Origin of the sequence: Mesorhizobium sp. B2-3-7 (assembly GCF_006442695.1) — a bacterium.
GTDB lineage: Bacteria > Pseudomonadota > Alphaproteobacteria > Rhizobiales > Rhizobiaceae > Mesorhizobium.
Map to the genome: position 1 here is coordinate 20338 of NZ_VFVV01000013.1, position 20152 is coordinate 40489.

At 64.3% G+C, this 20152-nt stretch carries 20 protein-coding genes and 1 pseudogene; 18 read left to right on the forward strand and 3 right to left on the reverse strand.

What is annotated here, in order from left to right; all coding sequences use genetic code 11:
• Positions 1–161: 161 nt before the first annotated feature.
• The gene (locus FJ940_RS22940; RefSeq protein WP_140496838.1) at positions 162–1439 is read left to right on the forward strand and encodes a 4-aminobutyrate--2-oxoglutarate transaminase; all 1278 of its coding nucleotides are present in this window, start codon (positions 162–164) and stop codon (positions 1437–1439) included.
• Positions 1440–1543: 104 nt separating this feature from the next.
• On the opposite strand, the pseudogene FJ940_RS29070 reads toward FJ940_RS22940, so the two are convergent.
• The 3 genes and pseudogenes from FJ940_RS29070 to FJ940_RS22955 all read right to left on the reverse strand — a co-directional run.
• A pseudogene (locus FJ940_RS29070) lies at positions 1544–1636 on the reverse strand (type II toxin-antitoxin system RelE/ParE family toxin); the annotation flags it as partial.
• 10 nt (positions 1637–1646) lie between these two features.
• Entirely contained in the window at positions 1647–1877 is a 231-nt protein-coding gene (locus FJ940_RS22950) for a type II toxin-antitoxin system ParD family antitoxin (protein ID WP_140658032.1), read from the reverse strand.
• 36 nt (positions 1878–1913) lie between these two features.
• Complete coding sequence (locus tag FJ940_RS22955) at positions 1914–3167, reverse strand: FAD-dependent oxidoreductase (RefSeq protein ID WP_140658034.1); 1254 nt, start codon at positions 3165–3167, stop codon at positions 1914–1916.
• A gap of 438 nt (positions 3168–3605) precedes the next feature.
• Between FJ940_RS22955 and FJ940_RS22960 the strand changes: the two genes are divergently transcribed.
• From FJ940_RS22960 to metK, 17 genes are all read left to right on the forward strand, one after another.
• Positions 3606–4895 (forward strand): imelysin family protein, encoded by a 1290-nt coding sequence (locus tag FJ940_RS22960; RefSeq protein ID WP_140556727.1) that lies wholly within the window; start codon positions 3606–3608, stop codon positions 4893–4895.
• 107 nt (positions 4896–5002) lie between these two features.
• Complete coding sequence (locus FJ940_RS22965) at positions 5003–5314, forward strand: (2Fe-2S)-binding protein (protein WP_140523850.1); 312 nt, start codon at positions 5003–5005, stop codon at positions 5312–5314.
• Positions 5280–5765 (forward strand): bacterioferritin, encoded by a 486-nt coding sequence (gene bfr / locus FJ940_RS22970; protein ID WP_140496826.1) that lies wholly within the window; start codon positions 5280–5282, stop codon positions 5763–5765. Before FJ940_RS22965 ends, bfr begins: the two co-directional genes overlap by 35 nt.
• 12 nt (positions 5766–5777) lie before the next feature.
• A complete protein-coding gene (locus FJ940_RS22975) occupies positions 5778–7373 on the forward strand; it encodes a di-heme oxidoredictase family protein (protein WP_140658036.1) in 1596 nt (531 codons plus the stop codon).
• Positions 7373–8452 carry an imelysin family protein gene (locus FJ940_RS22980; protein WP_140496822.1) on the forward strand — a complete coding sequence of 360 codons (1080 nt, stop codon included), beginning with the start codon at positions 7373–7375 and terminating at the stop codon, positions 8450–8452. The genes FJ940_RS22975 and FJ940_RS22980 overlap by 1 nt, the downstream gene beginning before the upstream one ends.
• A 2-nt stretch (positions 8453–8454) precedes the next feature.
• On the forward strand, positions 8455–9561 hold the full coding sequence (locus FJ940_RS22985; RefSeq protein ID WP_140496820.1) for a DUF1513 domain-containing protein: 1107 nt from the start codon (positions 8455–8457) through the stop codon (positions 9559–9561).
• A gap of 109 nt (positions 9562–9670) precedes the next feature.
• Positions 9671–10348, forward strand: coding sequence for a tRNA (adenosine(37)-N6)-threonylcarbamoyltransferase complex dimerization subunit type 1 TsaB (gene tsaB, locus FJ940_RS22990; RefSeq protein WP_140496818.1), 678 nt, complete (start codon positions 9671–9673; stop codon positions 10346–10348).
• On the forward strand, positions 10348–10842 hold the full coding sequence (gene rimI / locus FJ940_RS22995; protein WP_140496816.1) for a ribosomal protein S18-alanine N-acetyltransferase: 495 nt from the start codon (positions 10348–10350) through the stop codon (positions 10840–10842). Before tsaB ends, rimI begins: the two co-directional genes overlap by 1 nt.
• 21 nt (positions 10843–10863) lie before the next feature.
• A complete protein-coding gene (locus FJ940_RS23000) occupies positions 10864–11664 on the forward strand; it encodes a lysophospholipid acyltransferase family protein (RefSeq protein ID WP_140496814.1) in 801 nt (266 codons plus the stop codon).
• Between the two features lie 64 nt (positions 11665–11728).
• Entirely contained in the window at positions 11729–13138 is a 1410-nt protein-coding gene (gene miaB, locus FJ940_RS23005) for a tRNA (N6-isopentenyl adenosine(37)-C2)-methylthiotransferase MiaB (protein ID WP_140658038.1), read from the forward strand.
• A gap of 83 nt (positions 13139–13221) precedes the next feature.
• A complete protein-coding gene (locus FJ940_RS23010; protein ID WP_246671080.1) occupies positions 13222–14214 on the forward strand; it encodes a PhoH family protein in 993 nt (330 codons plus the stop codon).
• 18 nt (positions 14215–14232) lie between these two features.
• Positions 14233–14739, forward strand: a complete 507-nt coding sequence (gene ybeY, locus FJ940_RS23015) for an rRNA maturation RNase YbeY (protein WP_140658042.1) — start codon at positions 14233–14235, stop codon at positions 14737–14739.
• 27 nt (positions 14740–14766) lie between these two features.
• The gene (locus FJ940_RS23020) at positions 14767–15861 is read left to right on the forward strand and encodes a hemolysin family protein (RefSeq protein ID WP_140496806.1); all 1095 of its coding nucleotides are present in this window, start codon (positions 14767–14769) and stop codon (positions 15859–15861) included.
• A gap of 10 nt (positions 15862–15871) precedes the next feature.
• The gene (locus FJ940_RS23025; RefSeq protein ID WP_140496804.1) at positions 15872–16339 is read left to right on the forward strand and encodes a VOC family protein; all 468 of its coding nucleotides are present in this window, start codon (positions 15872–15874) and stop codon (positions 16337–16339) included.
• Between the two features lie 200 nt (positions 16340–16539).
• A complete protein-coding gene (gene lnt, locus FJ940_RS23030) occupies positions 16540–18132 on the forward strand; it encodes an apolipoprotein N-acyltransferase (RefSeq protein ID WP_140658044.1) in 1593 nt (530 codons plus the stop codon).
• Positions 18133–18271: 139 nt separating this feature from the next.
• Entirely contained in the window at positions 18272–18691 is a 420-nt protein-coding gene (locus FJ940_RS23035) for a helix-turn-helix transcriptional regulator (protein WP_140496800.1), read from the forward strand.
• Between the two features lie 170 nt (positions 18692–18861).
• Positions 18862–20127 (forward strand): methionine adenosyltransferase, encoded by a 1266-nt coding sequence (gene metK, locus FJ940_RS23040; protein ID WP_140496798.1) that lies wholly within the window; start codon positions 18862–18864, stop codon positions 20125–20127.
• Positions 20128–20152: the final 25 nt, after the last annotated feature.

Here is a 20152-nt window from a genome sequence, read left to right on the forward strand (position 1 = left end):
CGTTAACGCAGTCCGTTGCCCTGGTACGGATATCGCCGGCTGATCAGGCGCGATACCTCAGGCCCAATCGCCTGCCGGCGGTGCCGACTTGAGGAAAGCATGAAATAAGCCCAGAAGACATCTGATCAAGCAGAACGGGCGCCGGCCCTATGAGGGACATCATGAAGAACTCAGCCATTTCCGAACGCAAGAGCCAGTCGATCTCGCGCGGTGTCGGTATGACCACGCAGATTTACGCCGACCGGGCCGAGAACTCGGAGATCTGGGATGTCGAGGGCCGCCGCTACATCGATTTCTCCTCCGGCATCGCCGTCGTCAACACCGGCCATCGCCACCCCAAGGTCATCGAGGCGGTCAAGGCGCAGCTCGACCGCTTCACCCACACCTGCCACCAGGTGGTGCCCTATGAGAGCTATGTACGGCTGGCCGAGCGGCTGAACGGCATACTTCCGGGCAAGTTCGAGAAGAAGACGATCTTCGTCACCACCGGCGCCGAGGCGGTCGAGAACGTCATCAAGATCGCCCGCAATGCCACCGGCCGCCAGGCCGTCATCGCCTTTGCCGGCGGCTTCCATGGCCGCACCTTCATGGGCATGGCGCTGACCGGCAAGGTCGTGCCTTACAAGGTCGGCTTCGGCGCCATGCCGGCCGACGTCTTCCACGCCCCGTTCCCGGTGCCGCTGCACGGCGTGTCGGTGGCCGATTCGCTTGCCGCGCTCGATCGCCTGTTCAAGGCCGACGTCGATCCGGCCAGGGTCGCGGCCATCATCGTCGAGCCGGTGCAGGGCGAGGGCGGCTTCTACGAAGCGCCGCGCGATTTCATGACCGCGCTGCGCAAGATCTGCGATCAGCACGGCATCCTGCTCATTGCCGACGAGGTGCAGACCGGCTTTGCCCGCACCGGCAAGATGTTTGCCATGGAGCACCATGAGGTGACCGCCGACATCACCACCATGGCCAAGGGCCTGGCCGGCGGCTTTCCGCTGGCTGCGGTCACCGGCCGCGCCGAGATCATGGATGCGCCTGGCCCCGGCGGGCTGGGCGGCACCTATGGCGGCAGCCCGATCGGCGTTGCCGCCGCGCATGCGGTGCTTGACGTGATCGAGGAAGAGAAGCTGTGCGACCGCGCCAACTCGCTCGGCGCCAGGCTGAAGCAGCGTCTGGGCTCGATCCGCGACGACGTCCCCGAAATCGTCGACATCCGTGGCCCCGGTTTCATGAACGCGGTCGAGTTCAACGACGTCAGGAAGGGCTTGCCATCGGCGGAGATGGCCAATGCGGTCAGGCTGAAGGCGCTCGACAAGGGGCTGATCCTGCTCACCTGCGGCGTTCACGGCAACGTCATCCGCTTCCTGGCGCCGCTCACCATCCAGGACGGCATCATGAACGAGGCGCTCGACATTCTGGAAAGCTCGATCCGCGAGGTTCGCGCTGCCTGAAAGGGCGGCGCCCATTTCTCCTGACGGCTTACACCGGACCCGGTGAACGTGCCGTCAGGAGCTCGGATTCTGTAACCAGGCTGGAAGGTCCGCCTGGCGTGCAGCAACGCCGCATGCGAACCAGCTTCTCGCGCATAGTAATCGACAGCATCCTCGACATCCCGCAGGGCTAGTTTTCGAGGAATGATCGCCTTTATGGGCACTTACTCATTGGCCCTGCGCTCGTTTCCGCAGCGTGGCGAAATAGTTGTCGTCGACGGGAGCGCCCGGGGCGGACGATGCGCCCTCGAGGAGCAAACCGCGCAGAAGTTGACGATCCTGATCGCGGCGGATCAATTCACGCATATACTCGCTGCTCGTGCCATAGCCGCGATCGGTCACTTGCTGATCGACAAAATGCTTCAAGCTGTCCGGCAGGGAGATGTTTATGATGCTCATCCAAGCATTTTATGGACTATGGCAAAAATGGCAATCTTAGGCACTGGCCTCGGCTGACTCCTTGTTCTGGAACGCGGCCAGCGCCGCTTTCAGTCCGTCCGGCCCCGCAGCCACCGTCTGCGGCGCCGGCGAGAAGCCGGCGCTCAGCATCTTGCGGCCGAGCATGTGGTCGCCGGGGCGGTTGACCGATTCGATGCCGAGCAGCCTGTCTGCGGCATAGTGGTAGATCGAGAACTTGTTGTCGGCGAGATCGCCCAGCACGACATGGCTGTCGCCGCCGGATGTCAGGCCGACCATCTGCAGCTTCATGTCGCCGATGTCGGACCAGAACCAGGGCACGGCCGAATAGGCGTCGGCATGGCCCGTTATGGTGCGCGCGGCAAGCCGCGCCTGGTCGGTGGCGTTCTGTACCGATTCCAGCCGCACGTCGCCGCCGGTGAACCAATGCCGATAGGAGGCGGCGTCGCCGATGGCGAGGATTTCCGGCACCGAGCTGCGCATCTGGTTGTCGACGCGAATGCCGTTGGCGATGGTGAGGCCGGCTTCCGCGGCCAGTTCGACATTGGGCACGGCGCCGATGCCGACGACGACCATGCGCGCCGGCAGCCTTTCGCCTGACGAGGTGATCGCGGCCGTGACATGGCCGTTTTCGCCTTCGAGCCTTGCGATCGTGGTGCCGGTGAGAATGTGCACGCCGGTCGCTTCCAGCCGTTGGCGGACATGGCCCGCCACGATCGGCGCCACGGCGCGGCCAAGCAGCCGGTCGACCGCTTCCACGACCGTTACGGTGCGGCCGGCCGCGCGCAGCGTCGCCGCGATCTCCAGCCCGATGAAGCCGCCGCCGAGGATGACGACGTCTTCGCTCCGTGCGCTCAAGTCCCGGATCAGCCGCGCATCGGCCAGCGAGCGCAACGACACCACACCGGACAGATCCGCGCCGGGCAGCGGCAGGAGGCGCGGGCGCGAGCCGGTGGCGAGGATCAGATGATCGAAGGCAAGTTCGCCGCCGCCTGATATCTCCAAACGGCGACTGCCGGCATCGATGCGGTCGATCCGAACGCCCGGCCGGTAGTCGACGGCGTTGCCGGTGTAAAATGCCTCGCCACGCAAGGGTTGCGGCTTGGCCTCGGCATCCTTGATGAAGGTCTTCGACAGCGGCGGCTTGTGATAGGGCAGTTCGTTCTCGTCGCCGACGAGGATCACCGGCCCGTCGTAACCCTCCTCGCGCAGGCTTGCCGCCGCCTGCACGCCCGCATGTCCCGCACCGACAATGACCACGCCGTTCTTCATCGCATTCCGATCCCAAGCTTGATTTTAGGATGTCTCGCCACGTGGCAATTGTCTGGCGCCGCCGCAAGAGGCCATTTGCGGGTCGCACCCGGAACGGCGGCTGTCAATCGGACAGTTCGGCGATGAAGTCGGCACACGGTGCAGGCGGCTAAAGTTGACTATCGCAGTTTAGAATAATTCTAAACTGTTGTTTCGATTGAGTTTTCCTGTCGATTTTCGTTGACTTCCATCGGTCCTGAAGCTTTATGGGGCCTCGCGCATCGGCGCATCCCTTTGATGTCTGGGCCTTGAACCCTTTCGATTGGAGGCATTTTGGTGTCTTTCTTCTTCGACCCGCGCGACAGCGCGGCATGCCCCGCGAATGACGGCCTGCACATGGCCTGGCGCCGGTTGTCGCGCGCGCCGTTCACAAAATTCCCGAAAAACTGGAGAGTGATAATGACGGCACGACATGGCAGCAGGCTTGCGGCGATCAGTGCCACGGCGCTGCTGACGGCGGCGGTGTTCGTGCTGCCGGCCAAGGCCGAGAGCGATCCCAAGGCGGTCATCAAGACCTATGCCGACATCGCGCTTGCCAAATACGAGGATTCGCTGACCACCGCGCAGGCGCTCGACAAGGCGGTCGATACCTTATTGGCCAAGCCTTCGGCCGAGACGCTCAATGCCGCCCGCGAGGCCTGGAAGGCATCGCGCGTTCCCTACCAGCAGACCGAGGTCTACCGCTTCGGCAACAAGATCGTCGACGACTGGGAAGGCAAGGTGAATTCCTGGCCGCTGGACGAAGGCCTGATCGATTATGTCGCCAAGAGCTACGGCACAGAATCCGACGCGAATTCGCTCTACACGGCCAATGTGATCGCCAACAAGGAGATCGAGATCAACGGCAAGAAGGTGGACGCCTCGAACCTTTCGCCGGAATTCCTCTCCGGCACGCTGCAGGAGGCCGGCGGCGTGGAGGCCAATGTCGCCACCGGCTACCATGCCATCGAGTTCCTGCTCTGGGGTCAGGACCTGCACGGCACCGGACCGGGCGCCGGCGAGCGCCCCTACACCGATTATGATCTCAAGAACTGCACCGGCGGCAATTGCGACCGCCGCGCGGAATATCTGAAGTCAGCCAGCACGCTTTTGGTGTCCGACCTCCAGGAGATGGTCGGCGACTGGAAGGAAGGCGGCGCTGCGCGCAAGAACCTGGTCGACGGCGAGCCGAACGCCGCTATTTCGGCCATCTTCACCGGCATGGGCTCGCTCTCCTACGGAGAACTCGCCGGCGAGCGCATGAAGCTCGGCCTGCTGCTGCACGATCCGGAAGAGGAGCATGACTGCTTCTCCGACAACACCTACAATTCCCATCTTTATGACGCCGTCGGTATCCGCGCCGCCTATCACGCCAGCTACACCAGGCTGGACGGCACCGTCGTTTCAGGGCCGTCGGTGGCGGACATGGTCAAGGCGGCCGATCCGGCCATCGACAAGGAACTGTCTGACAAGCTCGATGCCACCGTCGCCAAGATGGAGGCAATCAAGGCCCGCGCCGAAGGCGGCGAGGCTTACGACCAGCAGATCGCCGAAGGCAACACCGAGGGCAACGCCACGGTGCAGGCGGCAATCGACGCACTGGTCGACCAGACCAAATCGGTCGAACGCGCCGTCGGCGCGCTGAAGCTCAACGCCATCGCCTTTGAGGGTTCAGACAGCCTCGATGCGCCGGACAAGGTGTTCCAGTAAGCGTCGAAGCCTGGAAGCCCGGGCCGAAGTCACAAAGGCTTCGGCGCGGGGAAGATAGAGTCAAGCCACACGGCGCGGAAGGCGCCGTCAGCCATCCGAGCAAGTTTATGCTAATCTGCCATTGCAACATCATCACCGAGAAGGAGATTGAGCAGACGATCGTCGGGCTGCTGGACCAGGATCCCTGGCAGCTCATCGTGCCGGCAAAAGTCTATCACGCCATGCACAAGCGCGGTCGCTGTTGCGGCTGCTTCCCAAATGTGGTCGAAACGATCATTCGAGTCACCGAGAACTACCACGCCCGCTCGCAGGCGAGCGGCGTTGACATCGTTTCACATCTGGATCGCGTCAGAGGCCTGCGCGTCCAATACGGGAGCAGAACCCATGAAAGGCGAACCACAGATCATCGAGCGGCTTAACGAGGCTCTGTTCCTGGAGCTTGGTGCCGTCAATCAGTATTGGGTCCATTTCCGTCTGCTGGAGGACTGGGGATACGCCAAGCTCGCCAAGAAGGAACGCGCCGAATCGATCGAGGAGATGCACCATGCCGACAAGCTCGTGGCCCGGATCATCTTCCTGGAAGGGCACCCCAATCTGCAGTCCGTGGCGCCGCTGCGTATCGGACAGAACGTGAAGGAAGTGCTCGAATCCGACCTTGCCGGCGAGTATGACGCTCGCACCGCCTACAAGCGCTCGCGCGAGGTCTGCAACGAAGCCGGCGACTATGTCAGCATGAAACTGTTCGAGGAACTCTTGGCCGACGAGGAGGGGCACATCGACTTCCTCGAGACGCAGCTCGATCTGCTTGCCTCGATCGGCGAGGAAAAATACGGCCAGCTCAATGCCGCATCGGCGGACGAGGCGGAGTAAGGGCATGCGGGAATGCGGCGCACCCTAGCATTGCTGCGCCGCTGGCGGCGGGCCGAAGGCCTGTCGTCAAACAGAAAACCGGGAAGCGTCGTGCTTTCCGGTTCGGCCGCCATCATTCTTTTGACCTTCGCCACGGGCGGGTCCGGCTCGCAGCAGCCCGCCAATTTCGCCGCCACGCGCACCGACCTCAGCCCGAAGGATCAGGCGCGCGTCACAGCCGTTACCAGGCCGACCAAGGACTTCTCGAAACCCGAGCAGTTCGAATTGATGCAAGGCGGCGCCGGCACATCCAGGAAGGACGTCAACCGCGATTCCTTCTCGCAATCGTCGGCCAACATCACCTTCGAGGAAGAAGGCACCTTCAAGCTGGGCAACGCCCTGTTCCGCAAGAATTGGGTCTCGTCGCCGTCCTCGACGCAGGCTTCCGACGGGCTCGGACCGCTGTTCAACGAACGCGCCTGCCAGAACTGTCATCTGAAGGACGGCCGCGGCCGTCCGCCGCAAGGCACCGGCAGCACGTCGATGTTCCTGCGGCTGGCGCGCGAGGCGAGCACCGAGGAGGAGAAGGCTGGGCTTGCCGACCACAGGCTGCTCAACATCCCCGATCCGGTCTACGGTTCGCAGCTGCAGGATCTTGCCGTCCCCGGCCTGCGCGGCGAGGGCCGGATGCGCGTCGACTACAGCGAGGAAAAAGTCGGGCTCGGCGACGGCACCGTGGTTTCGCTGCGCAAGCCCACTTACGCGGTCGATGATCTGGCCTACGGCCCGCTCGATCCGCGCACCACGCTGTCGCCGCGCCTGACGCCGCCGATGATCGGGCTTGGCCTCATCGAGCAGATCGCGCCCGCTGATATACTCGCCCATGCCGATCCGAACGACCGGGACGGCGACGGCATTTCCGGCAGGCCGAACATCGTGCGCGACGGCATGAGCGGCGAGCTCACCCTTGGTCGTTTCGGCTGGAAGGCGCAGACCGCGTCGATCCGCCAGCAGGCCGCGGATGCCTTTGCCGGCGACATCGGCATCTCGACGCCGGAGGAGCCCAAACACTGGGGCGACTGCACCGCCGCCGAGAAGGATTGCCTTGCCATGCCGGATGGCGTGCAGGAGCGGCTCGGTCCGGCCGAGGCGCCGGCGCCGGTCATGGACCTCGTCACCTTCTATTCGCAGAACCTGGCCGTGCCGGCGCGCCGCGACCTCGGCGCCCCGGATGTGCTCGCCGGAAAGAAACTCTTCTACGAGATCGGCTGCGTTTCCTGCCACGCGCCGAAATTCGTAACCCGCCGCGACGCGCCCAACAAGGCGCAGGCCTTCCAGCTTATCTGGCCCTATTCCGACTTCCTGCTGCACGACATGGGCCCCGGCCTTGCCGACGGCCAGGCGGTGGGCGAGGCGACGGGCAACGAATGGCGCACGCCGCCGCTATGGGGCATAGGCCTCGCCGAAACGGTCAACGGCAACAATTTTTATCTGCACGATGGCCGCGCCCGCAGCCTGGTCGAGGCGATTCTTTGGCATGGCGGCGAGGGCCAGAAATCGCGCGACCGCTTCGCCGCCGCCGGCGCCGCCGACCGCGAGGCATTGCTCAAATTCCTGGAGTCCCTGTGATGTTGAAGCGTCCCGCGCTGGTAATCCTTCTTCCTCTGGCCCTGCTGGGCGTCAGCCCCGCATCGGCGGCGGTGAAGGCCACCGACGTCATCCAGCGGGCAATCGACGGCTTTGTCCGGCCGGCCTATGCCAGTCTGCACGACCGCGCGGCGGGCTTGAACAAGGCGATGCACGCGCTTTGCGAAAAACCCTCAAAGGGCGATCTCGATGCGGCACGCGCCGAATTCTCGCGCACGGTGGGTGCCTGGTCGTCGGCCGAGATCATCGGGTTCGGCCCGATCAAGGAAAACAACCGGCTGGAGCGAATGCTGTTTTGGCCGGATCGCAAAAGCATCGGCCTGAAACAGGTGCAGGCCGCGTTGGCCGCCCAAGACCCGAGCGCCACCGATCCGGCACAGCTTTCCGGCAAGAGCGTCGCCATGCAGGGGCTCGGCGCCTTGGAGTTCGTGCTCTACGGTGACGGCGCCGATGCGCTTGCCGGCAAGAACGATCCCTATCGCTGCGCCTATGGTGCGGCGGTTGCCGGCAACATCGAAACCATGGCCGGCGATGTCGCCGACGCCTGGAACAAGCCGGACGGCTTTGCGGCGCGCTGGGCCAATCCGGGGCCGCAGAATCCGCTCTATCGCGACGGCACCGAAGCGGTGACGGAACTGGTCGGCATCTTCATCAACGAGCTGGAAATGGTTCGCGACGTGCGCCTGAAAGGCTTCCTGGGCGGCAAGCCGGAGGCGGACAAGCCGAAACAGGCGATCTACTGGCGTTCGCAAAACACCACCAATTCGCTGGCCGGAAACCTTGCCGGCATCGACGGGCTGTTCGAGGCCTCGGAGCTCGGCGATGCGCTGCCGGCCGATGCGCGCTGGATGGCGGAATCGATCCACATCCAGCTGCTCAACGGCGTCGCCACCGCGAAGTCGGTCCAGGGGCCGATCGACAAGGCGCTCGCCGACCCGGCGCTGCGCGAAAAGCTCGAGCATCTCGCGCTGATCACCTCCAGCCTGTCGACCCTGTTCGGCACAAGGCTGACCGCCGAATTCGGCCTGACCGCCGGGTTCTCCTCGCTGGATGGGGACTGAGCGTGAAAACCTCTCTCATCGATCGCCGCGATTTCCTGAGAGCTGCCGGAGCAGGCTTCGTGGCGGCGATGGCACCGCCCGCGTGGGCGAAGACGCTTGCGGCCGATGCCGTCTTCGCCACCGCCTTCGTCAAGCGCGACGGCAGCTATGGCGCCGCAATCCTCTCCGAGGCCGGCAAGCTCCTGCATGCGATCGACTTGCCCGACCGCGGCCACGACGTCACCTTCGATCCCATATCGAAGCGCTCGGTGGTCTTCGCCCGCCAGCCCGGCACCTTTGCCGTAGTCTTCGATCATTCAGGCTGCGATGAACCGCTGACCATCGCCAGCATCACCGGCCGGCATTTCTTCGGCCATGGCGTGTTCTCCCCGGACGGCGCCTTGCTTTATGCCACCGAGAACGATTTCGACAACGCGGCCGGCGTCGTCGGCGTCTACGACGCGCGGGCGAAATTCAAGCGCCTTGGTGAATTCCCGACCTATGGCATGGGACCCCACGAGCTTCTGCTCCTGGGCGACGGCAGGACGATCGCCGTTGCCAATGGCGGCATCGAGACTCATCCCGATTATGGCCGCGCCGAGCTCAACATCGCCACCATGAAGCCGTCCTATGTGCTCATCGACCGTGTCACCGGCGATCTGGTCGAGAAGCACGAATTGCCGGCGGCGCTGCACCAGCTGTCGATCCGCCACATGGACACCGACCAGACCGGCACCGTCTGGTTCGGCTGCCAGTACAGGGGGCCCGGCACCGACCGTCCGCTGCTGGTCGGCCGCGCCGCGCGCGGCAAGGATTTGCAGCTCCTCGACATGCCGCGGGATGTCCTGTCCGGCTTCCGCAACTATATCGGTTCCGTCGCCGCCAATCCGGTTGCCGGCACCATTGCCGTCTCTTCGCCGGAAGGCAATTCGCTTGTGGTGATCGATGCGGCGAGCGGGCGGCTCGTCTCGTCAAGCGCGCTCGTCGAGGTCTGTGGCGTGGCGCCCGACGGGACGGGTTTTATGGCCACCACCGGAGCCGGCGAAATCGTCGAATGCAATGGCGCGACATGGTCCGAACCGTACTACGTCTGGGACAACCATATGCTGCGCATAGAGCCGGCCGCATAGACACCTTCCCGCTGCGTCGGAGCGAAGCCGCTTAAGAAATTATGCGCTTTCCCCTTGCGGTGGCGCGCTGTGGCAGGCACAGGGAATTGTTTTTCGAACCGGTCGTTTCATGAAAGTGCTCGCCATCGACTGTGCCGCCAACCTCTGCGCCGCCTGCGTCTATGATGCCGTGGCGAGGCAGGAACTCGGCCGCGCGGTGCTCGATTTAGGCAAGGGCCATGCCGAGCATCTGATGGCAGTCATCGCCGAGGCGCTGAAGGCCGGCGCAACCGCCTATGCCGGCCTTGGCGCCATCGCCGTCTCCGTCGGCCCCGGTTCCTTCACCGGTCTGCGTGTCGGGGTTTCCACGGCGCGTGGCCTGGCGCTGGCGCTCAAGCTGCCTGCAATCGGCGTGACGACGCTCGAGGCGCTGGCGGCCGAGGCGGCAGGGGCATTTCCCGGCCGTGCCGTGCTGGCCGCGCTCGATGCCGGCCGCGAGGAGATCCATGCCGCTCTCTATGATGAAATGTCGGTTTTGACTTACGGTCCGGCCGTGGTCACGCTGGCGGATGCCGTGGCCATGGCGAGCGAGCGTTCTTCGGTGCTCGCCGGAACCGCCGCGACGCGGATCGCGGCATCCGCCGGACGCTCCTTCGACATCGGACCCGAGACGGCGACCGCGGACATTCTCACCTACGCCCGCCTGGCGGTCGCCAAGGGCGAGGGCGAGAGGCCGAAACCTCTTTATCTGCGCGGCGCCGACGCCAAGCCGCAGGCCGGGTTCATACTTTCCAGGCAAGGGAAATAATGCGCATACCTTTTCTCCAGCCGCGCCGCCGCGATTACGCGCTCGAACCGCTCAGGACCACCGACAGTCCGGCGGTCTCGCTGCTGCACCGCGAGGACTTCGTCCGCCCCTGGACCGATGGCGAGTTCGCGGCCTTGCTCGAACAGGACACCGTGTTCGGCTATGCCGCGCGCGAAACCGGGCAGGGCGCCAAACCGCCGGTCGGCTTCGTGCTGGCCCGGCTGGCGGCCGGCGAGGGCGAGATCCTGACCGTCGCGGTGGCGCGGTCGCATCGCCGCCAGGGGCTCGGCTGGCAGCTGATGGACGCGGTGCTGCGCGAACTGCACGCGCAGCGCGCCGAAGCGCTCTTCCTCGAGGTCGACGAGACCAATGTCGCTGCGATCGCCCTCTACAGGCGTCTCGGGTTCCGCGAGGTCGGCAAGCGCCCCAACTATTACAGGTCGCCCGAGCATGGCCCGACCGGCGCGCTTGTCATGCGCCGCGATCTTCGCTAGCCAGGGTTTCGGGGTGGAGCGATGATCGGAAAAATCAGGATTTTCCTGGCGATAGGGCTGGTCGTCGCCGGTTCGCTGATCCTGGTGCCTTTGCAGGTCCTGTCGATGAAGACCGGCTGGTGGCCGGAAACCTTCATCCTCAAGATCTGGCACAGGCTGATCGTCAGGGCGCTCGGCATGCGCATCCATATCAACGGCACGATGTCCGACCGCCGCCCCTTGTTGATTGCCTCAAATCACATCTCCTGGACCGACATCATGGTGCTGGGCTCGTTTGCCGATGTGAAGTTCATCGCCAGGGCCGACATGGAAGGCTGGCCGCTGATCGGCATGCTGTCGAAGCTCCAGCGCACCGTCTTCATCGAGCGTGAGCGCAAGCGCTCGTCCGGCGACCAGGCGAGCGAGATCGCCAACCGCATGGCCAAGGGCGATGCCATGGTGCTGTTTGCCGAAGGCTCGACGGGCGACGGCAACATCGTCCTGCCTTTCAAGAGCACGCTGTTCGGTGCCGCCTCGATGGCGATTTCGGAGGGCGCGGCGGAGCAGGTCTTCATCCAGCCGGTAGCGATCGCCTATACCCGGCTGCATGGCGTGCCGCTCGGCCGCCGGCACCGGCCGATCGCGGCGTGGATCGGCGACGAGGATCTGATGCCGCATCTCAAAGTGCTGATGGCGGAAGGCGCGCTCGATGTCGAGGTGCATTTCGGCGAACCGATTGCCTTCGCCAAGGGGTCGAACCGGAAGGAAACGGCGAAGCTGATGGAAAGCCGCGTGCGCGAAATGATGCAGGCGGCACTGGCCGCGCCGCGCCCGAGCCGCTGAATCCCGAAGGCCCCCAGGCAGAATCGTCTGTTTTTTGTCGCGGAAAGGCGTTAGAAGCCGCCGGATGGACTTGAACACGGTTGAAACCGACGACATCGGCACTGCGGCTGGACAGCAGCCAGTGATTTCCGCGGCAGCGAAAAAGGTCTTCGTCAAGACTTATGGCTGCCAGATGAACGTCTATGACTCGCAGCGCATGACAGATGCGCTGGCCGCCGACGGCTACACGGCGACGCAGACCATCGGCGAAGCCGACCTGGTGCTGCTAAACACCTGCCATATCAGGGAAAAAGCGGCTGAAAAGGTCTATTCCGAGCTCGGCCGCATTCGCGAAATGAAGGCCGAACGCGCCGCCGCCGGCCGCGAATTGCTGATCGGCGTCGCCGGTTGCGTGGCGCAGGCCGAAGGGGCCGAGATCATCCGCCGCTCGCCCGCCGTCGACCTGGTCATCGGCCCGCAGACCTATCACCGGCTGCCGGACGTACTGGCCAGGGTGCGCGGCGGCGAGAAGATCGTCGAGACCGACTACGCCATCGAGGACAAGTTCGAGCACTTGCCGCAGCCGAAGCGCGCCGAGGTGATCAAGCGCGGCGTCACCGCCTTCCTCACCGTCCAGGAGGGCTGCGACAAGTTCTGCACCTTCTGCGTCGTGCCCTACACCAGGGGGTCCGAAGTGTCGCGGCCGGTGGCACAGATCGTCGCCGAAGCCGAGCGCCTGGCGGAAGCCGGGGTGCGCGAGGTGACGCTGCTTGGCCAGAACGTCAATGCCTGGCATGGGCAGGGCGAAAACGGCGAGGAATGGGGCCTTGGCCGCCTTCTGTTCAGGCTGGCCGAAATTCCCGGGCTGGCGCGCCTGCGCTACACCACGAGCCATCCACGCGACATGGACGACGAGTTGATAGCGGCCCATCGCGACCTGCCGGCATTGATGCCGTATCTGCATCTGCCGGTGCAATCCGGGTCCGACCGCATCCTGAAGGCGATGAACCGCAGGCACACGGCGGTTGATTATCTGGCGCTGCTCGACCGCATCCGCGCCGTGCGGCCCGATATCGCGCTGTCGGGCGATTTCATCGTCGGTTTTCCCGGCGAGACCGAGACGGATTTCGAGGCGACGATGGAGCTGGTGCGTCAGGTGAACTACGCCTCGGCCTTCTCGTTCAAATATTCGCCGCGCCCCGGCACGCCGGGCGCCGAGATGGCCGGCCATGTGCCGGAAGCGGTCAAGGACGAGCGTTTGCAGCGGCTCCAGGCGCTGCTTATGAAGCAGCAGCAGGATTTCGGCTTGAGTCTCGTCGGCCGCACCATAGATACGCTGATCGAGAAGCCAGGTCGCCAGGCCGGCCAGAAGGTCGGACGCTCACCTTGGCTTCAGCCCGTTATTGTTGATGAAAAGGCCGGCGAAATCGGTGACATTATCCAGGTGCGAATCACGAAGACGGGTTACAATAGCCTGTTCGCCGAATTGGTCTGATGACCTCGGCAGATGAGGAGAGACGGTTGAGCGCAGCGGAGCTGAAGAACCTGCCCCCGGTACCGGCATCTGGGGCTTCTGACATGGCGCACATCGTACTGACTTTCGACAACAACAAGCTTGCCAGCGCCCTCTACGGCCAGTTCGACGAGAACCTCGCCCGGCTCGAGCAGAAACTGGGCGTCGACATCCGCTCGCGCGGCAACCAGCTGACCATCAAGGGATCGGCTTCCGCCGCCGAGCAGGCCCGCCGGGCGCTCGACAATCTCTACGGCATTCTCCAGAAGGGGGTGGATATCGGCCAGTCCGATGTCGACGGCGCCGTGCGCATGGCGGTCGCCGCCGATGACCAGCTCACGCTGCCGACGCTGGAGCGCAAGGGAAAGGTTTCGGCCGCCCAGATATCGACGCGCAAGAAGACGATCTACGCCCGTTCGCTCACGCAGGACGCCTATATGCGGGCGCTGGAGCGCTCGGAACTGGTGTTCGGCATCGGCCCGGCCGGCACCGGCAAGACCTACCTGGCGGTGGCGCATGCGGCGATGCTGCTCGAACGCGGCATGGTCGAGCGCATCGTGCTGTCGCGGCCTGCCGTCGAGGCCGGCGAGCGGCTGGGCTTCCTGCCGGGCGACATGAAGGAGAAGGTCGATCCCTACCTGCGGCCGCTCTACGACGCGCTCTATGACATGATGCCGGCCGACAAGGTCGAACGCGCCATCGCCGCCGAGGTGATCGAGATCGCACCGCTCGCCTTCATGCGCGGCCGCACGCTGGCGCATGCCGCCGTCATTCTCGACGAGGCGCAGAACACCACGCCGATGCAGATGAAGATGTTCCTGACCCGTCTGGGCGAGAATTCGCGCATGATCGTCACCGGCGACCCAACTCAGATCGATTTGCCGCACAACACCAAGTCCGGCCTTGTCGAGGCGCTCCGGATCCTCGACGGTGTGACCGGCATGGTGACGGTCCGCTTCAATGAAGGCGACGTCGTCAGGCATCCGCTGGTCGCCGAGATCGTCAAGGCCTACGACCGGGACGGCAAGCTAGCCCGCGGCCTGGGGACCGAAGGCTGATTTTGATCGTGCGACCCAATGGTTGAGGCCGAAACGCCGAACGGGCCGGCTCCGCCGCTGCCCGTCGACATCGATCTGACGGTCGAGGCCGGGCATTGGCCGGACGAAGCCGAGCTTGTCCGGCTGGTCGGCGCCGCCGCCGCCGCGGCATTCGCCGAGACGGGTGCGGCTGGCCGTTCCGAACTCAGCGTCGTTTTTTCCGACGATGCCCATGTCCAGGCGCTCAACGCCGACTGGCGCGGCAAGGACAAGCCGACCAACGTCTTGTCTTTTCCGGCATTTCCTTTCCCCAAGGGCGGTCCGCTGCCGCCGATGCTCGGCGATATCGTACTGGCCGCGGAGACGGTGGCGCGCGAGGCGGCACTGGAAGACAAGCCGCTGGAGAACCATATTTCCCATCTCGTCATCCACGGCCTGCTGCATCTCATGGGCCATGATCACGAGACCGATGCCGAGGCCGAGGAGATGGAGGCCGTCGAGCGCGCCGCGCTCGCCAGACTTGCCATTCCCGATCCCTACGCGTAACTACAAAACACCAATTGACGGACGAAGATGAACGACAAACCTGAAACTGCCGTCCGCCCCGACGCCGGCAGTGCGACCAAGGCTTCCGATACGTCGGAAGAGGGATCAAGTCCGAGTACCATTACCCCTGGCGTTGCCAACACCGGCAGCGCTGCCAGTGAGCCGTCGCCTGCCGGGCCTTCCCTGTTCAACCGCGTTCTGGGCCTGTTCAGGCAACGCAACGGAACCAGCCTGCGCGAGGAGATCGCCGGCGCGCTCGCCGAGACGACGAGCGATGTCGAATCCTTTTCGCCGGGCGAACGCGCCATGCTCAACAACATCCTGCGGCTGCGCGAGGTGCGCGTCGAGGACGTCATGGTGCCGCGCGCCGACATCGAGGCGGTCGAGATCACGACCACGCTTGGCGATCTGCTTGGCATGTTCGAGCAGTCCGGCCATTCCCGCATGCCGGTCTATGCCGAGACGCTCGACGACCCGCGCGGCATGGTCCATATCCGCGACGTGCTGGCCCATATCACCAAGATTGCGCGCGTCAGGAAAGGCCGGGCGACCAGGAAGACACCCGCCGCCACGGTTCTCGACCTCACCCAGGTCGACCTCTCGCGCACCATAGGCGAACTGAACCTGATCCGGCCGGTGCTGTTCGTGCCCCCGTCCATGCTGGCCTCCGATCTGATGGGCCGCATGCAGACGACCCGCACGCAGATGGCGCTGGTCATCGACGAGTATGGCGGCACCGACGGGCTCGTCTCGCTCGAGGATATCGTCGAGATGGTGGTCGGCGACATCGAGGACGAGCACGACGACGACGAGCCGATGATCACCCAGACCGGTGAAGGCGTGTTCGTCGTCGACGGCAAGGCCGAGATCGACGAGGTTGCCAAGATGATCGGCGGGGATTTCGCCGCCGGCGAACATGGCGAGTATGTCGACACCATCGGCGGCATGATCTTCAACACGCTTGGCCGGGTGCCGGCGCGCGGCGAGGTGGTGCAGGCCATCCCTGGCTTCGAGTTCCATGTGCTCGACGCCGATCCGCGCCGCGTCAAGCGCGTGCGCATCGTGCAGAACCAGAAGGGCGAACGTCGCCGCCGCGCCGCGGCGCGCACCGAGCAGGCTTAAGCGCCTGCGGATGACCGAAGACCCCTTCAAGCACGCCGCCTTGGGATCCGGCGTGTTCTACAGGGATCCGCGGGCCGCGCTGGATTGGCTGGAGGCAGCTTTCGGCTTCGAGCGCAGCATGGTGGTCAGCGATGCCGACGGCAAGCTCGTCCATTCCGAGATGCGGTTCGGCGACTGCTACATCATTGTCGATTCCGAATGGAGCGACTACGTCGCCAGCCCGGCCTCGGTCTCGGGCAAGAACACGCAGTCGGTCTATGTCAGGCTGAAAGACGGCATTGATGCACATTGCGAGCAGGCGCGGACGGCGGGTGCCGGTATAATCCAGGAGCCGGCGGACCAGTTCTACGGCGAGCGCCAGTATCGGGCGCGCGATCCCGAGGGCCATGTCTGGACCTTCACCCAGACCATCCGCTCCGTTCCGCTGGAAGAGGCCGAACGGCTCGGCGACGTGCGCATAGAAGGGTGGCACCGCTGATCCATGTCGCCCTAAGTAACTTCGGTTTTGGGAGGAGGACATGCACAAAAACAAAGATCTAAGGCGCGTCGTCTGATCAGTTCAAACGCGATGCGCTCCAGCAGTGGTGAGTGGGTTTCACGGCAGACCACCCGAAGTTTGGAGCGCAGGCCGCGGCCTGATAAATCTGCTGCCGTGATTCGCACGACTCGGAACAATGCATGAACCGCCTGGCCGGCCGGATAATTCTGTTTTGGGGTTGGCGGCGTGCGCTCGTGGCGTTCCTCGCGGGCGCCCTGGCGGTGCTCGGCCAGGCGCCGTACGATTTCTTTGCCGCTTGTTTCATTTCGTTTCCGCTGCTGGTCTGGCTGCTCGACGGGGCGACCGGTGAGGCCTCGGGCAGCCTGTTTGCGCGGCTGCGGCCGGCCTTTGCCGTCGGCTGGTGGTTCGGCTTCGGCTATTTCCTCGCCGGCCTGTGGTGGATCGGATCGGCGCTGCTTGTAGAGGCCGACAGTTTCGCCTGGGCGCTGCCCTTCGCGGTGGTCGGCATCCCCTTTGCATTGGCCTTCTTCTACGGCTTTGCGGCCATGGTCGCCCGGCTCCTGTGGAGCAACGACATCGGCCGCATCGCGGCCCTGGCCGCCGCCTTCGGGCTGGCCGAGTGGCTGCGCGGCTTCCTGTTCACCGGCTTTCCCTGGAACGCGATCGGCTACGCGGCGATGCCGGTGCCCCTGCTGATGCAGAGCGTCTCGGTCACCGGGATGGTCGGCATGAACGTGCTCGCCGTGTTCGTCTTCTCGCTGCCGGCGCTGCTGGCGGCGCGCACGCATCTTCGTCTTGGCGTCGCGCTGCTTGTCGTGCTCGTCGCCGCTCATGCCGGCTTCGGCTATCTCAGGCTCAACGCTCCGGCCGCGCCTGAGGCCCGCACGATCAATGTGCGCATCGTCCAGCCGGCCGTCGACCTTTCGGAAAAGTGGGACGCCTCGGTGCGCGACCGTATCTTCGCCACCTTGATAGGCCTGTCGGCCAAGGCGCCGGACCCCGGCCATGAAAAGCCGCAACTGATCCTGTGGCCCGAAACCTCGGTCCCGTTCCTCCTCACCGAGCGGCCGGACGCTTTGACCGCACTGGGCGACATGCTGGACGCCGGCCAGATGCTGATCGCCGGCGTCGTGCGCGAGGAAGGCGGTGCGGCGGCCGGTGCCGGCAGCCGCTACTACAACTCCGTGGTGGCGATCAACTACAAGGGCGAAATCGCTGACGCCGTCGACAAGGTCCATCTGGTGCCGTTCGGCGAATACCTGCCTTTCGCCGACCTGCTCGATCGTTTCGGCATCGAACAACTGGTCGCTGGCCCGGTGACCTTCACGGCAGGCAATGAGCGGCATGCGATCACGCTGCCGGACGGCGTCCGCGCCTTGCCCTTTATCTGCTACGAAGTGATCTTTCCCGAACTGGTAGCGGTTGACGCAACGTCAGCGCAGCTTATTGTCAACGTTACCAACGATGCGTGGTTCGGCGATACGCCGGGTCCCTATCAGCATTTCAGGCAGGCTCAGATTCGCGCGGTGGAGAACGGGTTGCCCTTGTTGCGCGCGGCCAACAACGGCATCTCGGCGGTTGTCGACCCACGGGGGCGCATCGTCGATGCGCTGGCGATCGACGCGCGCGGGGCCATCGACGTCCGTGTGCCAATCTCGCGGCAAGCTGTCGTGTCCGCCGGCCAGCTGCGCATTAACGGAATGCTGATCATGTTGCTGTTTGCCCTGGCTGCCGTCCTGTTCAATGTAAGGCAAAGGCTACGGGTGAATTGACAGTCGACACATTAGAAACTCATACTGTAACGCCTGAAAATTTCTCGAAGCCGGTGGATCGTTCTGTTGGGGCAGTCGCCTCCGGCTTTGTTTGGGTAGGAAAAAAATCACAAAGCCGAAAAAATTCGGCGAGGAAAAAATGACAGAAGATAACAAGAAGAAACCGAATCCGATCGACATCCATGTTGGAAGTCGCATCCGGCTTCGCCGCAATATGTTGGGAATGAGCCAGGAAAAACTAGGCGAGAACCTCGGCATCACATTTCAGCAGATACAGAAATATGAAAAGGGCACCAACCGGGTCGGCGCAAGCCGCCTGCAGGCGATAGCATCCATACTCGGCGTGCCTGTCGCCTTCTTTTTCGAGGATGCGCCGGGCCAGGAGAGCCCGGCCGGCCGCGGTTTCGCGGAGGATGCTTCGATGGCTTTCGCCGTGGAATTCTGCGGCAGCCCGGAGGGCCTTCAACTCAACCGGGCCTTCGTCAAGATCGCCGACGTCAAGGTGCGTCGCAGGATCATAGACCTGGTGAAGTCGCTGGCGTCCGAAGATTCCGACTGATCCGCAACAGGACTCGAACCGGCGGCATTCCGGCCGCTGGTGGTACAAAATATCGACATCGACATTCATGCCAGAAGGGCGGCACCGCTTGACGAGCGGCGCTTCGCCCCGCTAACACGTGGCGCGCCAAATCGGCAGCCTGCCGATCGTTTTTTCAAGAGGGGACACCCGTGACGCGGCAGAACTACTTCTTTACCTCGGAATCCGTTGCCGAGGGCCATCCCGACAAAGTCTGTGACCGGATATCCGACGAGATCGTCGACCTGGTCTACCGTGAGGCCAAGAAGACGGGCATGGACCCGTGGAAAGTCCGCGTCGCCTGCGAGACGCTGGCGACCACCAACCGCGTCGTCATCGCCGGCGAGGTGCGCGTTCCCGAGACGCTGCTGAAGAAGGACAAGGAAGGCAACATCCTGAGGGATGCCGCCGGCCATCCGGTCGTCAACCCGGCGAAGTTCAAGTCGGTCGCCCGCAAGGCGATCCGCGAGATCGGCTATGAGCAGGCCGGCTTCCACTGGAAAAAGGCCAAGATCGACGTTCTGTTGCATGGCCAGTCGCCCGACATCGGCCAAGGCGTCGACAATGCCTCCGACCGCCAGGGCGAGGAGGGTGCCGGCGACCAGGGCATCATGTTTGGCTATGCCTGCCGCGAGACGCCGGACCTGATGCCGGCACCGATCTACTACAGCCACAAGATCCTCGAACTCCTGGCCGCCGCCCGCCACCAGAACAACGGCGATGCCGGCAAGCTCGGGCCGGACGCCAAGAGCCAGGTCACCGTCCGCTATATCGACGGCAAGGCCGCCGAAGCGACGCAGATCGTGCTGTCGACCCAGCACCTCGATGCGAGCTGGGATTCCAAGAAGGTGCGCAAGGTCGTCGAGCCCTATATCCGCGAGGCATTGGGTGACCTCAAGATCGCAGACGATTGCATGTGGTACATCAATCCGACCGGCAAGTTCGTTATCGGCGGGCCTGATGGCGACGCCGGGCTGACCGGCCGCAAGATCATCGTCGACACCTATGGCGGCGCCGCACCCCATGGCGGCGGCGCTTTCTCGGGCAAGGACACCACCAAGGTCGACCGTTCGGCCGCTTATGCGGCGCGCTACCTGGCCAAGAACGTTGTGGCGGCGAAACTTGCCGACCGCTGCACCATCCAGCTTTCCTACGCCATCGGCGTCGCCCAGCCCTTGTCGGTCTATGTCGACCTGCACGGCACCGGTAAGGTCGACGAGGCAAGGCTCGAGGAGGCGCTGCGCACTGTGATGGACCTGTCGCCGTCCGGCATCCGCCGCCACCTCGACCTCAACAAGCCGATCTACGCCAAGACCTCGTCCTACGGTCATTTCGGCCGCAAGGCCGGCCGCGACGGATCTTTTTCCTGGGAAAAGACCGATCTCGCCAAGGCGCTCAAGGATGCTGTCGCTGCCTGAGGGCGGCGACAGGACCTTGATCAGC